The 21,816-nt window shown below is 64.1% G+C and carries 17 protein-coding genes and 1 pseudogene; 14 read left to right on the plus strand and 4 right to left on the minus strand.

What is annotated here, in order from left to right:
- Window positions 1-11 precede the first annotated feature (11 nt).
- From C507_RS20490 to C507_RS0105830, 4 genes are all read left to right on the plus strand, one after another.
- On the plus strand, window positions 12-461 hold the full coding sequence (locus C507_RS20490; protein WP_018698726.1) for a helix-turn-helix domain-containing protein: 450 nt from the start codon (window positions 12-14) through the stop codon (window positions 459-461).
- Window positions 462-465: 4 nt separating this feature from the next.
- A complete protein-coding gene (locus C507_RS0105820) occupies window positions 466-1,572 on the plus strand; it encodes a tyrosine-type recombinase/integrase (protein WP_018698727.1) in 1,107 nt (368 codons plus the stop codon).
- Window positions 1,573-1,667: 95 nt separating this feature from the next.
- Window positions 1,668-3,383 (plus strand): site-specific DNA-methyltransferase, encoded by a 1,716-nt coding sequence (locus tag C507_RS0105825; protein WP_018698728.1) that lies wholly within the window; start codon window positions 1,668-1,670, stop codon window positions 3,381-3,383.
- 3 nt (window positions 3,384-3,386) lie between these two features.
- Window positions 3,387-5,984: a DEAD/DEAH box helicase gene (locus C507_RS0105830; protein ID WP_018698729.1), complete on the plus strand. Its 2,598-nt coding sequence runs from the start codon at window positions 3,387-3,389 to the stop codon at window positions 5,982-5,984.
- Window positions 5,985-6,278: 294 nt separating this feature from the next.
- Here the strand turns inward: C507_RS0105830 and C507_RS0105835 are convergent, their stop codons facing one another.
- Window positions 6,279-7,073 (minus strand): phosphatase PAP2 family protein, encoded by a 795-nt coding sequence (locus C507_RS0105835; RefSeq protein ID WP_018698730.1) that lies wholly within the window; start codon window positions 7,071-7,073, stop codon window positions 6,279-6,281.
- Window positions 7,074-7,197: 124 nt separating this feature from the next.
- Between C507_RS0105835 and C507_RS0105840 the strand changes: the two genes are divergently transcribed.
- The 4 genes from C507_RS0105840 (at window position 7,198) to C507_RS0105855 (ending at window position 9,855) form a co-directional block, all read left to right on the plus strand.
- Window positions 7,198-7,725: a GNAT family N-acetyltransferase gene (locus C507_RS0105840; protein WP_018698731.1), complete on the plus strand. Its 528-nt coding sequence runs from the start codon at window positions 7,198-7,200 to the stop codon at window positions 7,723-7,725.
- A 101-nt stretch (window positions 7,726-7,826) separates the two neighbouring features.
- Complete coding sequence (locus tag C507_RS0105845) at window positions 7,827-8,441, plus strand: ribonuclease D (RefSeq protein WP_018698732.1); 615 nt, start codon at window positions 7,827-7,829, stop codon at window positions 8,439-8,441.
- A 176-nt stretch (window positions 8,442-8,617) separates the two neighbouring features.
- The gene (lptC, locus tag C507_RS0105850; RefSeq protein ID WP_018698733.1) at window positions 8,618-9,286 is read left to right on the plus strand and encodes an LPS export ABC transporter periplasmic protein LptC; all 669 of its coding nucleotides are present in this window, start codon (window positions 8,618-8,620) and stop codon (window positions 9,284-9,286) included.
- The gene (locus C507_RS0105855; protein ID WP_018698734.1) at window positions 9,283-9,855 is read left to right on the plus strand and encodes an LptA/OstA family protein; all 573 of its coding nucleotides are present in this window, start codon (window positions 9,283-9,285) and stop codon (window positions 9,853-9,855) included. The genes lptC and C507_RS0105855 overlap by 4 nt, the downstream gene beginning before the upstream one ends.
- Before the next feature lie 27 nt (window positions 9,856-9,882).
- On the opposite strand, the gene C507_RS0105860 is transcribed toward C507_RS0105855, so the two are convergent.
- Window positions 9,883-10,350, minus strand: a complete 468-nt coding sequence (locus C507_RS0105860) for an Lrp/AsnC family transcriptional regulator (protein ID WP_018698735.1) — start codon at window positions 10,348-10,350, stop codon at window positions 9,883-9,885.
- Between the two features lie 89 nt (window positions 10,351-10,439).
- Between C507_RS0105860 and C507_RS0105865 the strand changes: the two genes are divergently transcribed.
- The 3 genes from C507_RS0105865 (at window position 10,440) to C507_RS0105875 (ending at window position 13,517) form a co-directional block, all read left to right on the plus strand.
- Window positions 10,440-11,381 (plus strand): mitochondrial fission ELM1 family protein, encoded by a 942-nt coding sequence (locus tag C507_RS0105865; RefSeq protein ID WP_018698736.1) that lies wholly within the window; start codon window positions 10,440-10,442, stop codon window positions 11,379-11,381.
- A 157-nt stretch (window positions 11,382-11,538) separates the two neighbouring features.
- The gene (gene trxB / locus C507_RS0105870; RefSeq protein ID WP_018698737.1) at window positions 11,539-12,504 is read left to right on the plus strand and encodes a thioredoxin-disulfide reductase; all 966 of its coding nucleotides are present in this window, start codon (window positions 11,539-11,541) and stop codon (window positions 12,502-12,504) included.
- 122 nt (window positions 12,505-12,626) lie between these two features.
- A complete protein-coding gene (locus tag C507_RS0105875) occupies window positions 12,627-13,517 on the plus strand; it encodes a LysR family transcriptional regulator (protein ID WP_018698738.1) in 891 nt (296 codons plus the stop codon).
- Between the two features lie 139 nt (window positions 13,518-13,656).
- On the opposite strand, the gene C507_RS0105880 is transcribed toward C507_RS0105875, so the two are convergent.
- The gene (locus C507_RS0105880) at window positions 13,657-14,361 is read right to left on the minus strand and encodes an SDR family NAD(P)-dependent oxidoreductase (RefSeq protein ID WP_018698739.1); all 705 of its coding nucleotides are present in this window, start codon (window positions 14,359-14,361) and stop codon (window positions 13,657-13,659) included.
- Window positions 14,362-14,451: 90 nt separating this feature from the next.
- Window positions 14,452-14,841, minus strand: a complete 390-nt coding sequence (locus C507_RS0105885; protein WP_210162095.1) for a hypothetical protein — start codon at window positions 14,839-14,841, stop codon at window positions 14,452-14,454.
- Between the two features lie 95 nt (window positions 14,842-14,936).
- On the opposite strand from C507_RS0105885, the gene C507_RS20495 reads away from it, so the two are divergent.
- The 3 genes and pseudogenes from C507_RS20495 to C507_RS23020 all read left to right on the plus strand — a co-directional run bounded on the left by C507_RS20495 (window position 14,937) and on the right by C507_RS23020 (window position 20,212).
- Window positions 14,937-15,935, plus strand: a complete 999-nt coding sequence (locus tag C507_RS20495; protein WP_018698741.1) for a heparan-alpha-glucosaminide N-acetyltransferase — start codon at window positions 14,937-14,939, stop codon at window positions 15,933-15,935.
- Between the two features lie 192 nt (window positions 15,936-16,127).
- Window positions 16,128-18,651: pseudogene (gene uvrB / locus C507_RS0105895) on the plus strand (excinuclease ABC subunit UvrB); the annotation flags it as partial.
- A 286-nt stretch (window positions 18,652-18,937) separates the two neighbouring features.
- Window positions 18,938-20,212: a hypothetical protein gene (locus C507_RS23020; protein ID WP_156829172.1), complete on the plus strand. Its 1,275-nt coding sequence runs from the start codon at window positions 18,938-18,940 to the stop codon at window positions 20,210-20,212.
- Window positions 20,213-21,816 lie beyond the last annotated feature (1,604 nt).

Here is a 21,816-nt window from a genome sequence, read left to right on the forward strand (position 1 = left end):
ACGGGCGGGCCGTGAAGAAGCATCGCAGCTACACGGTCGATGAAGCCGCCCGGACACTCAACGTTACCAAGGGCACCGTCCGGCGATGGATGAAGGACGGCGACTTGCCCGCCCTGACCGATCAACGGCCAACACTGATCCTTGGCCACGACCTGATTGCGTTCCTCGACGGCCGGAGGCGCGATCGGAAAACGTGCCAGCTTCATCAAGCCTATTGCTTCAGGTGCCGCGCCCCGGGTGATCCGGCATACGGCGAAGTTGAAATCAAGCTCGACACCAATGGCGCCGGCATGATGGAGGCGCTTTGCGCCACCTGCACCACTGTCATGCACAAGCGCGTGTCAGCCAGCCGCCTGCCGGAGCTTCAGGCAAAGGTGAAGGTGACGATCAAACAGGCCCCAGCACGCATAGGCGAGAGCGCTCAACCCTGTCCGATTGGTCACTTTAAGAAAGCACGGTGAAACCATGCGAAAGCACCACCCCAAGAACGAGCGGATCAAGCGCGCTTATGCACTCTATCTCGAAGAGGCGAAGCGGATGGCACCGGCCAGCGTTGACCAGGCGCTTGCGGCCATAGCTGCCTTTGAGGCTTCTACCAGCTGGCGCGACTTCGCCCGCTTCCACATCGAGCAGGCCCTGAAGTTCAAACGGCAGTTAGAGAACGCCACGAACCCAACAACCGGCAAGCCGCTCGCCAAAGCCACAACCTATTCGCGCCTCAAGGCGGTAGGCCGCTTTATCCATTGGCTCGCAGGCCAGCCGGGCTACAAGTCGAAGATCCGATACAGTGATGCCGACTATTTCAACCCGTCTGCTCACGATGCCCGGATCGCCACCGCGCGCCGCGAGCAGAAAGCACCGAGCCTGGATCAGGTGAAGCACGTTCTGGCGACGATGCCGCACGCAACGGACATCGAGAAGCGCGACCGGGCGCTCGTCGCGCTGATCCTGCTTACCGGCGCACGCGACGACGCGGTGGCTTCGCTTTCGATCAAGCACCTCGACCTGGACCGGCGACGCCTCGACCAGGATGCGCGCGACGTCCGAACCAAGAACCGGAAGAGCTTTCCGACGTGGTTTTTTCCGGTCGGCGACGACGTCGAGTCCGTCGTCGCAGACTGGCACGCCCACCTGACACAAACGCTTCGCTTCGGACCCGACGACCCGCTATTTCCGGCGACAGAGATGGGGCTCGCAGGAGGCAAATTCGCGGTCGCGGGTCTCAGCCACCGCCATTGGACCAACGCCGCCCCGATCCGCCGCGTCTTCAAGGAGCACTTCGAGCGCGCGGGCCTTCCCTACTCCAACCCGCACAGCCTTCGGAAAACGCTCGCGCGATTTGGCGAGAAGGCCTGCACGTCGCCGGAAGCGTTCAAGGCCTGGAGCCAGAACCTGGGCCATGAGGACGTGCTCACGACCTTCATGAGCTATGGAGCCGTTTCGCACCACCGGCAGGAAGAGATCCTACAGCTGCTTCGAACAAATGGCCCGGGCGGTACGAAGCAAGACCAAATGGGTGCGGAATTGGAGAGGATCGCGAATGCGCTCGAAGCCCTGAACCGGTCCGCCTGACTGTCGCACGCGAGCCATGACCGGTTATCGGTTGCCCGCTAGGCTGATCGCTGATTCTGTAGACGAGAGACATCGACCGGGACGGAGCGGGGCGCGTGACCGAGCTGAATTTCAAGGGCAAGGAATTTGTCTACAACCATCATCTTGCCGTGCCCTTCCGGCCGCTGGTGCCGCATGCGGAAAAGGGTATCGGACCGGTTTCGCTTGACGGCAACCTGATCATCCAAGGCGACAATCTGCACGCCCTGAAGGCGCTCCTGCCGCTCTATGCCGGCAAGGTGGACTGCATCTTCATCGACCCCCCCTACAACACCGGGAACGAGGGTTGGAGCTACAACGACAACGTCAATGCCCCGATGATCAAAGAATGGCTGGAGGCCAACCCGATCGGGATCGAAGACGGACTTCGCCACGACAAGTGGTGTGCCATGATGTGGCCGAGGCTGCGGCTTCTATTTGACCTCCTCTCAGATACAGGCGTTATCTTCATCTGCATCGACGACAACGAACTCTATAATCTCCGAATTATGCTCGACGAAATTTCGGGTAATCCTTCGCATTGGGTTGGAACAATTATTTGGAAGAATGTTACTGACAATAACCCAACCCGCATCGCTGTCGAGCATGAGTACATCGTATGCTTTGCGAAAAACAAAGATTCCATCGAAAAGATTTGGAAATCTCATTTCTCTGACGTGAAGGATTTATTAATCCGAATCGGAGGGGATTTTATAGATAAATACCATGACCAGAGGGAATTACAAACTGCATACACTGAGTGGTTTAGACATCATAAATCTGAACTATGGCCACTTGATCGCTACAAATATATCGACGCCGACGGCGTTTACACAGGCAGTCAGAGCGTTCACAACCCAGGTCGCGAAGGCTACCGCTATGATGTTGTTCATCCGCATACGGGAGAGCCTTGCAAACAGCCACTGATGGGCTACCGATTTCCCGAAGAAACTATGCGCGACCTGTTAAAGGCCGACAAGATTCTCTTTGGGGAAAATCACGAAAAGATCATTGAGCTTAAGGTATACGCCAAGGATTTTTTGGACAAACTTCCCAGCGTCATTGAGTTAGACGGCCGAACCGCTGCTTATGAGCTGCGGCAGCTGTTCCCTGATCGGAAGAAGGCATTTGACAATCCAAAGCCGACCCAGCTTGTGGAGAAAATTCTTTCGTTTGCAACCACACAGAACTCGGTAGTCCTCGACAGCTTCGCTGGCTCAGGGACAAGCGCCCACGCTCTGATGAACTTGAATGCCAGAGACGAGGGACAACGCCAATTCATCCTTGTTGAAGGCGAAAGCTATGCGGATGAGTTGACCCGCGAGCGAGTGGCGAGGGTACAAACAGGCGTCACCGGTGCGGAAACGGAACCATACCGCTCTGGCCTTGGCGGAACCTTTACCTATTGCACGCTTGGCGACCCGGTCGAATTGGACAAAGTGCTAAGCGGCGAGACGCTGCCGCCCTATGCCGGGCTCGGCGCGGCACTGTTCCACATGGCGACCAACCGGGCGCTCGACCCTGCCAAAGTGCGCGAAGCTGACTTCTATCTTGGGGCGACCGAAGGCCAGCATGTATGGTTGATTTACAAACCCGATCTGGAGTGGCTGAAGACGCCCGCGGCCGCGCTAACCCTGTCCCGGGCCAAGGCGTTCGCCGCCACAGACTTTGACAAGCGGCATCTGGTATTCGCGCCGGCCCGCTATGTTAGCCAGAAGATGCTGGCCGAACAGAACGTCCCCGTCGAGTTCGTGCCGCTGCCCTTCGCGCTCTACCGCATCGACCGGAGCTGACGAATGTTCCGCCAGCTCGACTATCAGGACCGCGTGCTGAACACGCTCGACGTGTACCTCGACCTTCTGAAGGAAAAGAAGGCGCGGGCCGACAGGATCGCCGTACTTGCCGCTCAAGACCCTGACCTTGGTCTCACAATGCCCGACTTTGCCAAAGAGGCGTGGGAGGCGCTGAAGGCCGAAGGCAAGCTGCCCGCCTCGCGCGCCGCCATCCCCTTCTCCGAACGGGTGGACGGCTGCAACCGGGCGGTGCCCAACGTTGTCCTGAAAGTGCCTACCGGCGGCGGCAAAACCTGGCTCGCCGTGACGGGCGTGTCACGGATCATGGGCCGCTATCTCGACCGCAACACCGGCTTCGTCCTTTGGATCGTTCCGAACGAGGCGATTTACACCCAGACGCTCAAGCGGCTTAAGGACCGCCAGCACCCCTACCGACAGGCGCTCGACCGCGCAGCCGCCGGGCGCGTACGGATCATGGAGAAGACCGACCGTCTCGATGCCCGCGACATTGAGACGAACCTTTGCGTCATGCTCCTGATGCTCCAATCCTCGAACCGTGAAAATCAAGACTCTCTGAAAATGTTCCGGGATCGAGGCGACGTTCACGGCTTTTTCCCCGCGGAAGGCGAGCAACAAGCCCAAAAGGCCGCCCTGGAGCTCACGCCGAACCTCTCCGCCTATAGCGACATGTTCCCGATGGTGAAGGATTCATTGGGCAATGCCCTCCGCATCATTCGGCCCGTCGTCGTGCTGGATGAAGGACACCGGGCGATTTCCGACCTGGCCTTCAGTACCCTCTACGGCTTCAATCCAAGTTTCGTGCTGGAACTGACGGCCACTCCGCAGGACGTGCAGCCCAAAGGCGGCAAGACCCCTAAGCCGGGCCGATATTCGAACGTTCTTGTCGAAGTGACGGGCCGCGAACTGGACTGCGAGGGCATGATCAAGATGCCCCTCAATCTCGACCCACGGCAGGGGAATGACTGGAAAGCGACGCTAAACGCGGCGCTCACCAAGCTCAACGCACTGGACGCTGACGCGCGAAAGCTCCGGTCAGAAACCAACCGCTATATCCGCCCTATCATGCTGATCCAGGTCGAGCGCACCGGGGCCGATCAACGCGAGAGCGGCCATATCCATGCCGACGACGTAAAGGACTGGCTTCTGACGGCGGGTTTCGACGCCAGCGAAATTGCCATCAAGACCGCGCAACAGAACGACCTGAACGCCCCCGAGAACCAGGACCTTCTGTCACCCACCAACCGGGTGCGCGCCATCATCACCAAACAGGCGCTTCAGGAAGGGTGGGATTGCCCCTTCGCCTATGTGCTTTGCGGACTTGCTGCCAGCACCAACCTGAAGGCAATGACCCAGCTTGTCGGACGCATCCTTCGCCAGCCCGGCGCCATGAAGACCGGCATCGGAACGCTGGACGAATGTCACGTCATCACCCACCACGCCGGCACTGCCGATGTGGTTGCCGCCATCAAGAATGGACTGGAGCAGGACGGCCTAGGTGACTTGGTGCTTGAGATCGCGCAGGACGACAGCAAGGCAAATGGGAAGGTGACGCGGAAGATCGACCGGCGCCCTGCATTCGCCAGCACGGACATCTATTTGCCCAAGGTCATGATCGTGGATCAGGGTGCGGCACGCGAATTGGATTACGAGACCGACGTGCTGTCGGCCATCGACTGGCGTGGCTTTGACCCCGAGGACATCGCAGCACGCATTCCCGAGAACGCTCAGGCTGCCGAAAGCCAGCTCCAGCGGATCAGTCTGGCCGAGGACGGCGACGAGCTGTTGGTTGGAGAGCCCATTGCCAAGAACTCCGAAACGTTGGTTTTCGACCCGGCTCACGCCGTCCGCATGGTGTCCGACATTGTGCCGAATCCGTTCGTCGGCCGCGAAATCGTCGGCAGGCTTCTGGATGGGCTTCGTGCGCGAGGCTTTGACGACGAGAAGCTTGGAACACTCGCCAGCCTGATTATCGAAGAGCTGCGCAAGGGCCTCGATGCCGCACGACATGCTCGCGCCGAGGCGCTATTCAAGGCCGAAGTCGACGCCGGGCGCATCCAATTCCGGCTTCGCCTGGACGGTCGAAACTGGCGAATGCCTTTCAACGTAGAAACGACCGAGCCCGTCAATTCCCGGCAGCTCGTGAGCAAGACGGGTGGACCGCTGGAGAAGAGCCTATTTTCTCCCGTCTATGAGAATGAGCTGAACCGCGATGAACGCGAAGTTGCCGTGTACCTGGACGGCGAGGCCGCGTTGGTTTGGTGGCACCGGAACGTGGCCCGCACGCAATATGGCATCCAGGGATGGAGAAAGGCGAAAATCTACCCCGACTTCATTTTCGCCGTGCAACGCGAGGGAATGGCAAATCGCGTAACGGTACTTGAAACCAAGGGTGACCAGCTCGACAATCTCGACACGGCTTACAAGCGCGAGGTGTTGTCCTTCCTGTCCGATAACTTCCGGTGGGATACAGCCACCCCGGCAGGGGAACTGGAGTTGGTGCAGGATACCGGCGAGACTGTGGAAGGCACGCTGATTCTCATGAGTGAGTGGGAAGCCAAGCTGCCCGACTATCTCGCATAGTCACGGGCGTTTCGCGGCATCACGCCCCGAACGCAATTAGCGATCAGCGGAAGCCGCCAGCGTCCGGAATTGTTGGTATTTTTGTTGGTACACCGATCCGGCATCACGAAAAAATATCAAATAATTCAATTCTGTACCTTAAAGATTTGACGCCTATCCTGGCACCAAATTTCGTTTCGAGATCATCGGAACCCATGAAAAAAGCCCGGTCCCGCCGGGCTTTTTTCGTGTCCGGCTATCGTTTCCCTCGCACCGATCGCAGACCGTCGCAGGCCATCGCCTCTCAGGCGTGTGTCAGCCTGGCCCTTGGGAAACCGGTTCGGCCGGCGCCACCGACGCGTCGGCGCCGTTGCGGCCCCAATACCAGCCGATGAGCTGCGCAATCAGCAGGCAGCCGATGGCCCAGGCCGCGCCCATGCACCAGCCGGCCAGCACGTCCGTCGGCCAGTGGACTCCGAGATAGACCCGGCTCGTGCCGACTAGCAGCGTCAGCCCTACCGAGACGACAATGGTGTAGGCCTTCAGGAGCCGGTTGGGCTGGGCCCGCGCCACCAGCGCGCCGATGGTGAGATAGGCCACTGCCGAGATCATGGCGTGGCCGCTCGGAAGGCTCGACGTGTGAACGTCCACCAGGTGGGCGACGAGATCCGGACGCGGCCGCGCGAACGCCCCCTTCAGGAGCGTGTTGAGGATCGCGCCGCCGGCCAGCGAAATGATCACCAGACCCACCGAGGGCCAGCGCCGCAGGATCGCCAGATAGCCCACGGCGAGCAGGGCGATCAGCGCGATCACCGGGTATCCGCCGAGCGCGGTGAAGTCGCGCATGGCCAGTTCCAGCGAGGCCGGCCCGATCGGGTCGGCGTTGTCGCCCGGCGCCCGCAACGTCAGCATGATGGACTTGTCGAACTCGTGGGTGTCGCCCTCCAGCACCTCGTCGACGATCTCCGCGAAGCCCCAGATCCCGCCGGCCACAACCAGCAGGGCCGACAGCGTCACCATCTCGCTCCAGCCGATCCGGGTGCGGATGAAGGTGCGGGTTTGCTGGAGCAGCGTCTCCGGGCGGGTCTCGTGGGCAGGCGTCTCGGGCATGGGTCCTCGCGCGTCGGGCCGGTTGGCTCCGGCCTGGTGTCATCCTCGTGATACAATTTCCCGAGCCGATGTGACAGCGTCGGCCGGGCGAGGCCCGGTGCGTCGTTCAGGACAGGGTGGGCTCATGACCGAACGACCCAGGCTGCGGATCGCCACGCCCGACGACGCGGACGCCGTGTCCCGGGTTCTCCGCGCCTCCTACGGCGCGCTGATGAAGCCCGCCTACTCCGACACGGTCCTTGATGCCGTTCTGCCCCTCATCACCACGGCGAACCCGGCCCTGCTCGCCGGCGGCACCTACTACGTAGCGCTGCTCGACGGGACCATCGTCGGGTGCGGAGGCTGGACCTTCGCCCGCCCCGGCGCCCCTGATGCGCCGGTCGACCCAAAGCGCGGCCACATCCGCCATTTCGCCACCGATCCCGCCTGGACCCGGCGCGGCGTGGCCCGGGCCCTGATGGAGCGCTGCATCACCGACGCGGAAGCCGCCGGCGCGACCACGCTGGAGGCCTATGCAACGCTCGTCGCCGAGGCGTTCTACCGCTCCGCCGGCTTCCGCACCGTCGCGGCCATCGATGTGCCCATCCGCCCGGGCGTTGACCTGCCAAGCCTGCACATGATCCGAAGCGCGGTGCCTGACCCGGCGGATTGATCCGGCCCCGCCGCTATACTAACCAGAATGATGCGCCGGCACGGGCCCCGCCCCGCGGACCGCGCCCTGCCGCCCACCGGACCCGACCTCAAGGACATCCCATGACCATCCGTTTCCATGATCGCGACCTGCCGGCGCCGCTCCAGAACGTCACGAGCGTTGCGATCGACACGGAGACCATGGGTCTCAACCCGTTCCGCGACCGGCTCTGCGTCGTGCAGCTGTCGAGCGGTGACGGCTCCGCCGACATCGTCAAGATCGCCCAGGGCCAGGACAGTGCGCCGAACCTGGTCGCGCTGCTCGGCGATCCCTCGGTCCTGAAGCTCTTCCACTTTGCCCGTTTCGATCTCGGCATCCTCTACAAGACGTTCGGCGTGATGCCGGAGCCGGTCTACTGCACCAAGATCGCCTCGCGCCTGGCCCGCACCTACACCGACCGGCACGGGCTCCGGGATCTTGCGCGCGAGCTCGCCGAGGTCGAGATCTCCAAGCAGCAGCAGAGCTCCGACTGGGGCGCCGACACGCTGTCCGATGCGCAGCTCGCCTATGCCGCCTCCGACGTGCTGCACCTGCACGTTCTCAGAGAGCGCCTCGATGCGATGCTCGCCCGCGAAGGCCGCAGCGAGATCGCCCAGTCGTGCTTCGACTTCCTGCCGACCCGGGTGAAACTCGACCTCGGCGGCTTCGCCGACGACGACATCTTCGCCCACTCCTGAGCACGGCCGCTCGCGCTTTTGTGTTCGTGCGTCTCGGCTTTGCCGAAATGCCGGGTTAGGGTGCCGAAACTGGGCGGACCGCGGGAGCGGTCTGGCGGGATCGCTCGTTCGGCTCCATGTGTGGAGACGGAAGACGCGGGCTTGCAGCCCTTTCGCCACTGAGCCGACGGGAGACGATGAGCGCCAGCGACACGACCTTCGGAGCCATCCGGGACCCGGGCGAGGCCGCCACGGCACAGCGCCGTGCGCGCGAGGCCGCGCGCCGTCACAGCAGGGTGGTGAAGACGCTGCGCGTCCTGCTGCCGCTGGGGGGTGTCGCCATCGTGGTCGTGATCTTCGGCATGGCCGTCGTGAAATCGCTGCTGCCCGTCGATGTGATCGGCAATCTCGACGTCACCAGCGAGGGTCTGGTGATGAACGACCCCAACCTCGCCGGACGGCTGAACGACGGCCGGGCCTACAATGTCAGTGCCGGCAAGGCGGTGCAGAGCTTCACCGACACCTCGCGGATCACGCTGACCGACATGCTCGCCACCCTGATCGTGAGCGACGCGCAGACCGTGGAAATGCGCAGCAAGGGGGGCCTGCTCGACACCGACGACGAGTGGATGAACCTGACGGACGGCGTCGTGTTGACCACCACCGACGGCTACCGCGCCGACCTGGAGGACGCCCGGCTGGACTTCAAGGCCGGCACCCTCGCCAGCGACGCCCCGATCAAGATCCAGTCGGAGAAGTTCGACCTCACCGCCAATGCCCTCGACGTGACGGACGAGGGCAAGGTGGTCCGCTTCGTGGGCAACGTGAACATGACGATCCACGGCAAACCAGAAAGCAACCGATGACCGGAACCCGTTTGCGTCTTTTCCTGTCCGCGCTCCTGTTCGCCGCGGTCGCCGCTGCCCCGGCCTCGGCGCAGACCTTCGAGACCGGCTTCTCCGGCCTGGGCGGAGAGTCCGAGGATCCGATCCAGATCGAATCCGACGAACTCGAGGTGCGCGACCAGGAAGGCATCGCCGTGTTCGACGGCAACGTCGTGGTCGTGCAGGGCGAGTCCCGCATGCGCTCGGCCAAGCTGATCGTCCACTATGACGGCGGCGGACAGGCCACCGACGGGGCCGCACAACCCGCCTCGGACGAGGCCGGCGAAGGCGGTCAGCAGATCTCCCGACTGGAAATCATCGGCAACGTGGTGGTCACCAGCAAGGATCAGACGGCCACCGGCGACCGGGGCGACGTCGACATGAAGACCAACATGCTGGAGCTCAACGGCAACGTGACGCTGACCCAGGGGCCGAACATCGTGAACGGCGACAAGCTGGTGGTGAATCTCGACACGGGCCACGCCCGCGTCCTGTCGGATTCCCGCGTCCGCGTGCTTCTGGTTCCCAACAGCGCCAAGCAGCCCCAGTAGTCCGGCGCCAGTCGGCGGCGCTGCCGGTCAGCGGATCGGGATGCGCGGCGCCTGCTTGGCTTCCCGGATCGTCAGCGCGGTGCGCACGGTATCGACGTTTTCCACAGCCACGAGATGATCGAGCACGAAAACGTGAAAGGCGGACAGGGTCGGCGCCACGCATTCCAGGATGAAGTCGATGTCGCCGGAGAGAAGCCAGGCGTGCCGAACGATCTCCCACTCCGCCACCTGCGCTTCGAAGGCCCGGAGATCGGCCTCCCCCTGATGGTGCAGGCTCACCATGGCAAAGGCGGAAATGTCGTAGCCCAGCGTCTTCTCGTCGAGGATCGCCCGGTAGGCGCGGATGACGCCGGCCTCCTCCAGCGCCCGCACCCGGCGCAGGCACGGCGGCGCGGTGATGCCGACCCGGCGCGCGAGCTCGACATTGGTCATGCGGCCGTCGTCCTGAAGCTCCTTCAGGATCTTCCAGTCGACCGCATCGAGCCGCACGTTCATGCCGTTCCGCCTTCCCGTTCCAAGGTCCACATCCCTTCATCAACCCGACCGCGGCGCCGGCTGCAAGCCGCCACCACCAATCATCCCCGATGACCGCCCCCCGCACCCTCGTTCTCGCGCCCGCCGGCAAGGTCGGACACGAGGTTCAATGCGTCGGCGTCGCCGAGCGCCTGGAAGCGGATCCCCGGATCGAGCGGGTGACGCTGTCGCCGCCCTGGTCCTGGCTCGCCCCGCGCGGCCCCGCCGCCCCGCACCTGCGCACGCTGGTTGAAACCGACGCCGATCTCGTTCTCGCCTCTGGCCGGCAGGTGGTGCCGCTCGCCCGCGCCATCGCCCGCCGACCGTCTCCCCGGCCCTTCGTCACCGTCCTGCAGGCGCCGCGCACGGATCCGGCGGCCTTCGACCTGGTCTGGGCCAACACCCATGACCGGCTCGATGGCCCCAACGTGCTGCAATCCGTCACCAGCCCGAACCGGCTGACGGTCGATGGCCTCGCCCGGGCGGCCAGCGCACTCCGGGCCCGCCTCCCCCAGCTACCGGCGCCCTGGGTCGGTGTCCTGGTGGGCGGCACCAGCGGCACCTACAGGCTCGGCGAGGCGGAGGCCACCGCCCTTGGGGAGGCGCTGGCGGCCTTCGCCGCGGGTCACGGCGTCAGCCTCGTCATCACCCCGTCCCGGCGCACCGGCGAAACCAATCTCGCTCGCCTGGAGGCGGCGCTCGCCGACACGCCGCACTTCCTCTGGAGGGGCGAAGGCGACAATCCCCTGCTCGGCATTTACGGTTGCAGCCGAGCGTTCGTTGTTACCTGCGATTCGGTCAACATGATCGGCGAGGCCGCGTTCACGGGAAAGCCGATCCTGGCCTGGCCGCTTCCGGGCGGACGAGCCAAGTTTCGCCGCTTTCACGAGGCGATGGTGGCCCACGGCGCGATGCGCTGGTTCGACGGAAGCCTTCCGCCGGCGGACTACACGCCGCTGGACACCACCGGCATGGTGGCCGACGCCATCCTGGCGCGCATGGCGGAGCGCTGAACACGGCGTCCGCCGGTCTGGCGCGCGCCTTGACTTTCGGCCTTCGCGGCCATCATTCGGGCGGCTTCGGCCGCCGATCCCATATAGGGGTCGACAGACAGACGGCCGCTCCACCGACGGAGCCCGGCCGAGAGGATTTTGACAGGGAGATTGGGCGATGGGCGACGCTCTCCACACGAAGCTTCTGATCGTCGGTTCCGGTCCGGCGGGCTACACCGCGGCCATCTACGCAGCCCGCGCCATGCTCGAGCCGGTGATTGTCGCGGGCATCCAGCCCGGCGGCCAGATGACCATCACCACCGACGTGGAGAATTATCCGGGCTTCGCCGACGTGATCCAGGGCCCCTGGCTGATGGAGCAGATGCGCGAGCAGGCCGAACATGTCGGCACCCGCATCATCTACGACCTCATCACTTCCGCCGATCTGTCGAAGCGGCCGTTCACGCTGCAGAGCGACTCCGGCACCGTCTACACCTGCGACACGCTGGTGGTGGCCACCGGTGCCCAGGCAAAATGGCTCGGGCTTGAGTCCGAAACCCTCTTCAAGGGCTTCGGCGTGTCGGCCTGCGCCACCTGCGACGGCTTCTTCTACCGGGAGAAGGAAGTGCTGGTGATCGGCGGCGGCAACACCGCCGTGGAAGAGGCGCTGTACCTGACCAACCACGCCAGCAAGGTGACGCTCATCCATCGCCGCGACCATCTGCGCGCCGAGAAGATCCTTCAGGACCGCCTGTTCAACCATCCGAAGATCGAAGTTGTCTGGGACACGGCGCTGGACGAGGTGCTGGGTGGTGGCACGCCCCCGACGGTGACCGGCGCGCGCCTCAAGAACGTGAAGACCGGCGAGACCCGCGACATCGCCGTGGACGGCATCTTTGTGGCCATCGGCCACCAGCCGGCCACCGAGGTGTTCAAGGATCAGCTCAAGCTGAAGCCGTCCGGCTATCTCTGGACCGCGGCCGATTCCACGGCCACCAACATTCCCGGCGTCTTCGCAGCCGGCGACGTCACCGACGAGATCTACCGGCAGGCGGTCACCGCGGCCGGCATGGGGTGCATGGCCGCCCTGGAAGCGGAGCGCTTCCTGGCCGAACACGCCGCCGAAGAGGTGGAAGCCGCCTGAGGCAAGCCCGACGCCAGCCTTTTGTGCGATGGCGTCGGAGTTTAGGGGAGGCCGGACGGTAACCGGCCCGGGACTGCTGACGAGAGGGGACGAGCGCCGGCTGCCGGCGCCGACGGGGTCTGATGGACTGGGACAAGCTCAAGGTCTTCCACGCAGCCGCCCAGGCGGGCAGCTTCACCCATGCCGGTGAGGCGCTGAACATGAGCCAGTCGGCGGTCAGCCGGCAGGTCTCCGCCCTGGAGCACGAGCTGGGCGTGCCGCTCTTCCATCGCCATGCCCGCGGTCTGGTGCTGACCGAGCAGGGCGAGCACCTGTTCCGCACCGCCCGCGAGGTGGTGATGAAGCTCGATGCCGTGCAGGCACGGCTGACCGACTCCCGCGACCTGCCCACCGGCGTCCTGCGCGTGACCACCACCGTCGGCCTCGGCTCGTCCTGGCTGGCTGCCCGCATCAACGAGTTCGTCGACCTGTATCCCGAAGTACAGCTGCACATGATCCTGCGGGACGACGAGCTGAACCTGAACATGCGCGAGGCCGATGTCGCCATTCGGCTGCGCCAGCCCGTGCAGCCGGACCTGATCCAGCGCCGGCTGTTCACCGTCCACCTCCACCTCTACGCCTCGCCGGCCTACATCAAGCGCTTCGGCAGTCCCGGCTCGCTGGAGGAACTGGACGAGCACCGCATCGTCACCTTTGGCGAGACGGGCCCGACCTACCTGCGCGAGCTGAACTGGCTTGAAACCGCCGGACGGCCCGCCGACCAGCCGCGCAAGCCGATCCTCAAGGTCGACAACGTCATCGCCATCAAGCGCGCGGTGAACCGGGGCGTCGGAGTGGCGCTGCTTCCGGACTACCTGATCGAGCCGGACTCAGGCCTGGTGCGGCTTCTGCCGGAAGAAACCCTGCCAAGCTATCAGACCTATTTCGTCTATCCGGCCGAGCTGAAGACCACCGCCCGCGTCCGCGCCTTCCGCGACTTCCTCGTCGCCAAGGCGGAGGCCTGGACGTACTAGCAATCGCAGGAAAAGTGCTCTTGCGGCTTTCCGTCCGCGCAAAGCAAAGCCAGGCGAAGTGGGAACCGGTTCGCCGTCCGGCTTTGCGATCATAAAGAATTCCCTCGCGCCGCGTTCGCGCGCGCTCACCGGCTCCGGCTCACCAGGGGACGGGCTTTCCCTCCCAGTCGAAAAAGCCGCCACTGTCTTCGGGGGTCAGCTGATCGAGCACGGATACGATGTTTGAGGCCGCCTCATCCGCCGAGACCTTCCGGTGGGTGGGATAGTCCTCGGTAAAGGGCGTCTGCACGGTCCCCGGGTGGAGGGCCACGACCACCGCGTTTTTCCGTTTTCTTGCAATCTCGATGGAAGCGGTGTGCACGATCTGGTTGGCCGCCGCCTTTGCGGCGCGGTAGCTGTACCAACCGCCCAGCCGGTTGTCGCCGATCGAGCCCACGCGCGCCGTCAGGACACCAACTACCGAACGATCCTTGGTCGGAAGAAGCTGCGGCAGGTGCCGCAGCACCAGCGCCGGACCGATGGCATTCACGGCCAGAACCCGTGCCATGCTGGCCGCATCGATCTCGGACAGCGCCTTCTCCGGCCGCTTGCCTTCAGGCGCGAGGATGCCGCTGGCGATCAGCACGGTGTCGAAGGGACCCTCGAGACCGTCCATGGCGGCCCGGACTCGCGAGGGATCGGTGATGTCGAAGCCGTCCGCGGCCCTGGAAAGGCGCGTCACCGTCGAGCCACGCTCCGACAGATGAGCGCAAAGCGCGGCGCCGATACCGCCGGAGGCGCCGATCACCAGTGCACGGTTTGACATTCCGGCTTTGCCTTTCGTGACCGACGGCTGCGCCGGCATCCGCTCCGGACGTTCGCCACATGCGGGTCGGCGGCGGTCCGTCAAGCGGCCCTGCTTTGCCCGGGCGCGCCTGACGAACCGGGACCGAGCCTATTCGTGCTCACCGTCGTACCGGCGGCCGGAATAGCGCATGACGGAACCGGGCCTCCTCGCCGCCGTGGTGAAGGTGGCCACCGTGATCGCCGCCGCCGCGATCAGGACGGAGTGCCCCACCAGGCTGGCGGCGAAGAACATGTAGCTTCCGACGGCGATGGATGCTGCTACCGCCCACATGGCGCCGAGCGCCTGCAGCGCATAGTGCCGCACCGCGACGTCGGGAATATTGCGAAGCGGGCTGACTTCGTGATCAAAGATGTAATCCCACGCAAAGGAAATCTTGTTTCTGGCATCAACGAGCATCGTCTTGATCCTTGCCTCTGGAGGTGACGGTGTTTTTGTCTTGATGAAACCCTCTACGCCGCGCGCGCCGGTCTGGATCAAACCGGTTCCGGCAATGGACGGCCGCCTCTCAAGGACACCCGGGCCACCGCGCGCCCGGCTGGACGCGCCCCCGCTGCCGGGCGTATCAGGACGGCATGGATCCAGCTCAGCCCGCCGCCCGTCTCTCCTCGCGCATCGATCTCGTCGACGTCCTGCGCGGCGTCGCGATCGCCGCGATGGTCGTCTACCATTTCTCCTGGGACCTCGGCTTCTACGGCTTCGTCGGCTGGCCGGTGGAGACCGGCACCGGCTGGCGCTGGTTCGCCCATCTCATCGCCGGTTCGTTCCTGCTGCTGGTGGGCGTCAGCCTGGTGCTGGCCCACCGCTCCGGCATCCGCTGGCGATCCTTCTTCGAACGGCTGGGGCTGATCGTCGCCGCCGCCGTCGCCGTGTCCGTCGGCAGCTACCTGCTGTTTCCGCTGGCGTGGATCTATTTCGGCATCCTCCACTGCATCGCCGCCGCCAGCCTGCTCGCCGTGCTCACCGTCCGCGCGCCGCTGATCGTCCCGGCGGCGCTGGCGATCGTCTTCTTCGCCCTGCCGCAGGTCGCCCGCGCCGAGGTCTTCAACGCGCCGTGGCTCGCCTGGGTCGGGCTCGGCACCCTGCCCGCGCCACCCGCCAACGACTACGTGCCCGTCTTCCCCTGGGTGGGCTGCGCCTATGCCGGCGTGGTGGTTGCCCGGCTCGCACTGATGGCCCGCCCCCGCGAGGCCTGGGCGACCTGGCGCGCCCGCGACCGCGCCAGCCGCGCCATCGCCTGGTCCGGCCGCCAGTCGCTGTGGATCTACCTCGCCCACCAGCCGATCCTGCTCGGCCTGCTCGGCCTGGTGGCCCTCGCCATCCCGCCGCAGACCGGCGCCACCGAGGCCGACCGGGCCAGCTTCCTGGATGCCTGCCAGCGCCAGTGCACGCCGCTGCTGGGCGACCCGGACGCCTGCCGGGCGGTCTGCGTCTGCTCTGCCGACAATCTGGTTGCGGCCGGGCTGTGGGAGCGCACCATCACCCAGACGCTCGGCTCCGACGACCAGGCCCTGGTGGATTCCATCGTCGAGGCCTGCGGCGTCCAGGCCCAGGACACGGTGCCCGTGGACTAAAGCAATCGCAGGAAAAGTGGGAACCGGTTTTCCGTCCGCGATTGCGGTCTAAAGATATCCCTCACGCCGGGTTCGCTTCGATTCGCCCACCCCGCCCCGCTCAGTGGCCCCCGGCCGACCGAAATCCGCCAATCCCGTTCACGCTTTACCCCTCCCCTTCCCTCGCGGCGCGGCACGGCCCATATTCGCCCCATGGCCGATCGCTCCTCCCCCCGCAAACGACCCTCCGCCCGCCCCGACACGGGCGCTTCCGACGACACGCGCGCCGACGGCTTCGGCGAGGCGCCGCAGGCCGGCTTCGACAGCGGCCGTCCGCTTGCCGGCCCGGTGAGCGACTGGGCGCGGCAGATCGAGGAGGCCGAGGACGCCGCCCCGCCGGCCGCAGAGCCCGCGACGCCCGCAGCCCCTGAGCCCGCGAAAGCCAAGGCAAAGGCCAAGCCGAAGAAGCCGGCGGCCAAAAAGCCCGACACCGGCGGCAAGACGGCGCGCGGCACCTCCATGGGCGGCAAGGCCACGGCGAAAGAGCGCGCCGCCGGCGGCCTCAATCCCGTCGCCGGTCTCGACATCGGCCTGGAAGAGGCCGAGGCGCTGCCGGAGTCCGCCGTCACCCGCACCGTCGCGGCGCTGGAGCAGCTGATCCAGGAGGGCCGGCCGGAATTCCACGACGGCACCTGGGTGCCGCACCGTCCGCCCCGCCCGGAAAAGTCCGAGGGCGGCCGCCCGTTCGTGCTGAAATCCGAATACGAGCCCAAGGGCGACCAGCCCACCGCCATCTCCGAGCTGGTGGGCGGCGTCGGCGACGACGACCGCATGCAGGTGCTGCTCGGCGTCACCGGCTCGGGCAAGACCTACACCGCCGCCAAGGTCATCGAGGCGACCCAGCGCCCGGCCCTGATCCTCGCCCCCAACAAGACGCTGGCCGCCCAGCTCTACGGCGAGTTCAAATCCTTCTTCCCGGACAACGCGGTGGAGTATTTCGTCTCCTACTACGACTACTACCAGCCGGAGGCCTACGTCCCGCGCACCGACACCTACATCGAGAAGGAATCGTCGATCAACGAGCAGATCGACCGGATGCGCCACGCCGCCACCCGCGCCCTCTTGGAGCGCGACGACGTCATCATCGTCGCCTCCGTCTCCTGCATCTACGGCATCGGCTCGGTGGAGACCTACACGGCGATGACCTTCGCCATCCAGGTGGGTGACCGGCTGGACCAGCGCCAGCTCCTCGCCGATCTGGTCGCCCTCCAGTACAAGCGCTCCGACGTCAACTTCATCCGCGGCACCTTCCGGGTGCGCGGCGACACGATCGAGATCTTCCCCGCCCACTACGAGGACCGCGGCTGGCGCGTCTCGCTGTTCGGCGACGAGGTGGAATCCATCACCGAGTTCGACCCGCTCACCGGCCACAAGACCGACGAGCTGGAGTTCGTGAAGGTCTACGCCAACTCCCACTACGTCACCCCGAAGCCGACCCTCAACCAGGCCACCAAGTCCATCAAGGCGGAGCTGCGCGCCCGGCTCGACGAGCTCAACGCCGCCGGCCGCCTGCTCGAGGCCCAGCGGCTGGAGCAGCGCACCCGCTTCGACCTGGAGATGATGGAGGCCACCGGCTCCTGCCCGGGCATCGAGAACTATTCGCGCTACCTCACCGGCCGCCAGCCGGGCGAGCCGCCGCCCACCCTGTTCGAGTACCTGCCCGACAACGCCCTCGTCTTCGTCGACGAGAGCCACGTCACCATCCCGCAGATCGGCGGCATGTACCGGGGCGACTTCCGCCGCAAGGCGACGCTGGCCGAGTTCGGCTTCCGGCTGCCGTCGTGCATGGACAACCGGCCGCTGCGCTTCGAGGAATGGGACGCCATGCGGCCGCAGACGGTCGCCGTCTCCGCCACCCCCGGCTCCTGGGAGATGGAGGAGGCAGGCGGCGTCTTCGTCGAGCAGGTCATCCGCCCCACCGGCCTCGTCGATCCGCCGGTGGAGATCCGCCCGGCCCGCCACCAGGTCGACGACCTGCTCGGCGAGGTGCGCACCGTGGCCCAGGCCGGCTACCGCTCGCTGGTCACCGTGCTCACCAAGCGCATGGCCGAGGACCTGACCGAGTACCTCCACGAGAACGGCGTGCGGGTGCGCTACATGCACTCCGACATCGACACGCTGGAGCGCATCGAGATCATCCGCGACCTGCGGCTCGGCGCCTTCGACGTGCTGGTCGGCATCAACCTTCTGCGCGAGGGCCTCGACATTCCCGAGTGCGCGCTGGTCGCCATCCTCGATGCCGACAAGGAGGGCTTCCTGCGCTCCGAAACCTCGCTGATCCAGACCATCGGCCGCGCCGCGCGCAACGTCGACGGCCGGGTGATCCTCTACGCCGACAAGACCACCGGCTCCATGGAGCGGGCGCTGGCGGAGACCGGCCGGCGCCGGGAAAAGCAGCTCGCCTACAACGCCGAGCACGGCATCACGCCGGAATCGGTGCGCCGCTCCATCGGCGACATCCTCGATTCCGTCTACGAGCGCGATCATGTCCGCGTCGACACCGGCTTCGCCGAGGACGGCGCCCGCATGGGCCACAACCTGGAAGCCACCGTCCAGGATCTGGAAAAGCGGATGCGCGACGCCGCCGCCAACCTGGAGTTCGAGGAGGCCGCCCGCATCCGCGACGAGATCAAGCGGCTGAACGACGCCGCGCTCGCCTACGCCGACGACCCCGGCACCACGAAGACCAGCAAGGGCGCCAGTGCCGGGATGGCCGGCTCGGGCAAGGGGTCAGGCGGCCGGGGCGGCGGACGCGGCGGATCGGGCTCTGGCGGACGCGGCGCGTCGGGCGCCGATCAGGACGACACCCTCCCCGCCACCCGGGCACGCAAGAACACGCTGGACGAGATGACGGTGGGCCGGACGGAAAAGCCGAAGCGCCGGGGGCCGTTGCCGAAAAGGGAGCGGTAGGGGGAATGCCGACCGAAATCGGAAATACTATAGGCGTTACATAGGAGGATTACTTGCGACACTATCAAGTCTTTACCCCCAATGACCAACCAACAGTTACTTACGTTGAGCGCGATGATCGCCAGCTCGAAATGCATTTACAAACATCAATAAGCACACCAAAGATGATTACATCTCTATCTGGCCCCTCAAAAACAGGAAAGACAGTTTTATTAAAAAGAGTAATTGACCAAAATAATTTGATATACCTGAGAGGTGCGTATATCAAATCTCTTGAGGACTTTTGGAGAGCTGTTTTAGCATGGTTTGAGACGCCAGATTCTGAGTCTACTTCTTCTTCGCTGACTGTTGGAGGCTCTTTGTCGGCAAGGGGCTCTGGGGAAGTCGGCACATCCTGGCTCGCCAAAGGAAAGGTTGAAGCTGAAGGAAGCGGCGGCGCCTCTACGACAAACACAAAAACTAAGCATATTCCAATTGACCCATTCGAGCAAATTGTTAGAGAAATATCAGAGAGTGATTTCACAATACTTATTGATGACTACCACTATATGCCGACATCAACACAGAAAGACGTTGCAAAAGCAATAAAATCACTAGCTGAGAGTTCAGTAAATATATGTACAGCCTCCGTCCCACACCGATCTGAAGATTTGCTCAGGGCAAATTCAGAACTCAAAGGTCGAATTGTTGCGATTGACATTCCAGAATGGAATATTGACGAGCTAACTGCGATAGCAGAACGCGGCTTTGGTGCACTCAATATCGGAATAAATAAGAACACGATTAAAAGGATCGCAAATGAAGCAATGGGCTCACCTCAGCTCATGCAAGTAATATGCTTGAATTTATGTGTAGAACTCGGCATTACCAATTCTGCAAATGACGAGAAAAAGACAATTTCAGTCACCGACTCCACACTTCAAAGAGCCCTTGAGGCGAGTGCAAATTTCGCGAGCTCAGCAGACCTGGTCCAGGCGCTACACAGCGGGCCAAAGGTGAAGGGCCAGCAGAGAACCCAATATTCATTTACTGATGGAAGTCGAGGGGACGTGTACAGAGCCATATTACTTGCCGTGACAAGCGACCCAATTTCTCGAGATTTTACCTATGACGAAATATATCGAAGAGTAAAATCTGTATGCGAAAAAGAATTCCCCACAGGTCAGAGTATATCTAATTCACTAAATCACATGTGCCTGATAGCCCAGGAAATTGCGCAAGAACAAACCGTCATGGAATGGGATGACGCCAATCTCCACATTGCCGATCCCTATTTAGCTTTCTATATGAGAGCGTCTGCAAAGATTGATCAGCTTAAAAGACTATAGCATTATTTTTCGATTAAAAAGAAAAAGTTACAGCACTTATCGTTTAGGGTTCTTCGACAAGATGCCCTGAAATTTGCCTGAGAGCCTACTACCCCCTGTTTGACTCTGGATTCCCCCACTTGCGGGAGTGAACGGAGGATGGAGTTGCTCCGGTGACACGACCACACCCTTGCCGAACCTCTCCCACCAGCGCGCAACCGCGCGCCGGCCGGTCAGGCCGCCCTCGCGGAGCCGGTGCGCGCCAGCGCACTCGGCGTGAGCGGAAAACAAATCAGGCAGCAAACTCCACGCGAGCGGACCATAACCTCCCCCCACACTTATCCCCGCCCCAAATCCTCCCGTATCCTGCCCGTGTCGCTTGACCCGCTGGGAGCCGTGCCGGACCGACCGTCCCATGGCCCCGGCCCGGTTTCCGTTGGAAACCAAGCCAAGTCTTCAAGCCGCATTTTCGTAAGTGGCTCAGGAGCGATAAGCACGGCCGCTCTACAAACTCCGCTCATTCCCGCGAAAGCGGGAATCCATAGTGAGATGGCGGCGGGCGTGGGCGGTCGCGACGTCCGTGCTGTTGGGCTGCCTTCCGCTGACCCAACCTCCGGGCCGGCAGTCCCCCTCGAGGCCCTATGGATTCCCGCTTTCGCGGGAATGAGCGGAGGCCGGGGCTGGCGCCTACGCTCACTCGCACAGCCTACCCGTATTGCACCCACTAGCGCGCGACGGCGCGCCGGCCTCGAGCAATTCCAGCAAAAGTGCTCTTGCGGTTTTGCGTCCGGAATTGCGGCCCAAACAAACTAGGCCGCCCTCGCGGAGCCGATGCGCGCAGCGCATTTGGCGTGAGCGGAAAACAAATCGGGCCGCACACTCGGCGTGAGCGCACCAATCTCCCCCCACTTATCCCCGCCCCCTCTCCCTCCCGTATCCTCTCCCCTGTCGCTTGACCCGCTGGGAGCCGTGCCGGACCGACCGCCACGTGGGTTGAGGGCCTGACGGCCTGGCTGCGGCCCGTGTAACGGGCGGGCGGGCTGGGTGTGCCGATGGCGTGTGGCGTCCGCCGGGACGAAAGGCGGGACGCGCCGTGCATGGCCTCGAAGACGCGGTTCTCGCGAACCGCCCTAGTAGAGGTATTCGCGACTGCGCGGCGTCCGCTTCCCGGTGGAGGGGTGGCAAGGTCCGATCCCTTGCACCCTCGGAAGATGGGTGGCTGCATCGGTTCGAACGTCAGGGTGGGGCGCCGAAGGGCGACCGAACATAATTCAATCGGATGGCCGCCGTTTTGCGCCCCACCGATCCCTGCTCTTTGAAACTCCGGCCGGATGCGGCGCGGGGGTGATGGCGCGTGGCCGTGCCACACACTCCGCTCATTCCCGCGAAGGCGGGAATCCAGGGCTGCGGGCTGAGGCCTGCCTGTTTACCCCTCGCGCCGAGTGCGCGTACGCGCACCGGCTCCGGGTGGGCGGCCTGAGGTTTTTGAGTCGCAAAGCCGGACGGAAAACCGCAAGGGCACTTTTCCTGGCTTTGCTCAGGCGGCCGACGGTCGCGCGCTGGTTGGTGCTGTCCGGAGAGGCAGAGGTTGGTTCACACCGACCGCTGCCTCAAATCTCCGCTCA

It is taken from the genome of Amorphus coralli DSM 19760, from assembly GCF_000374525.1.
Lineage (GTDB): Bacteria > Pseudomonadota > Alphaproteobacteria > Rhizobiales > Amorphaceae > Amorphus > Amorphus coralli.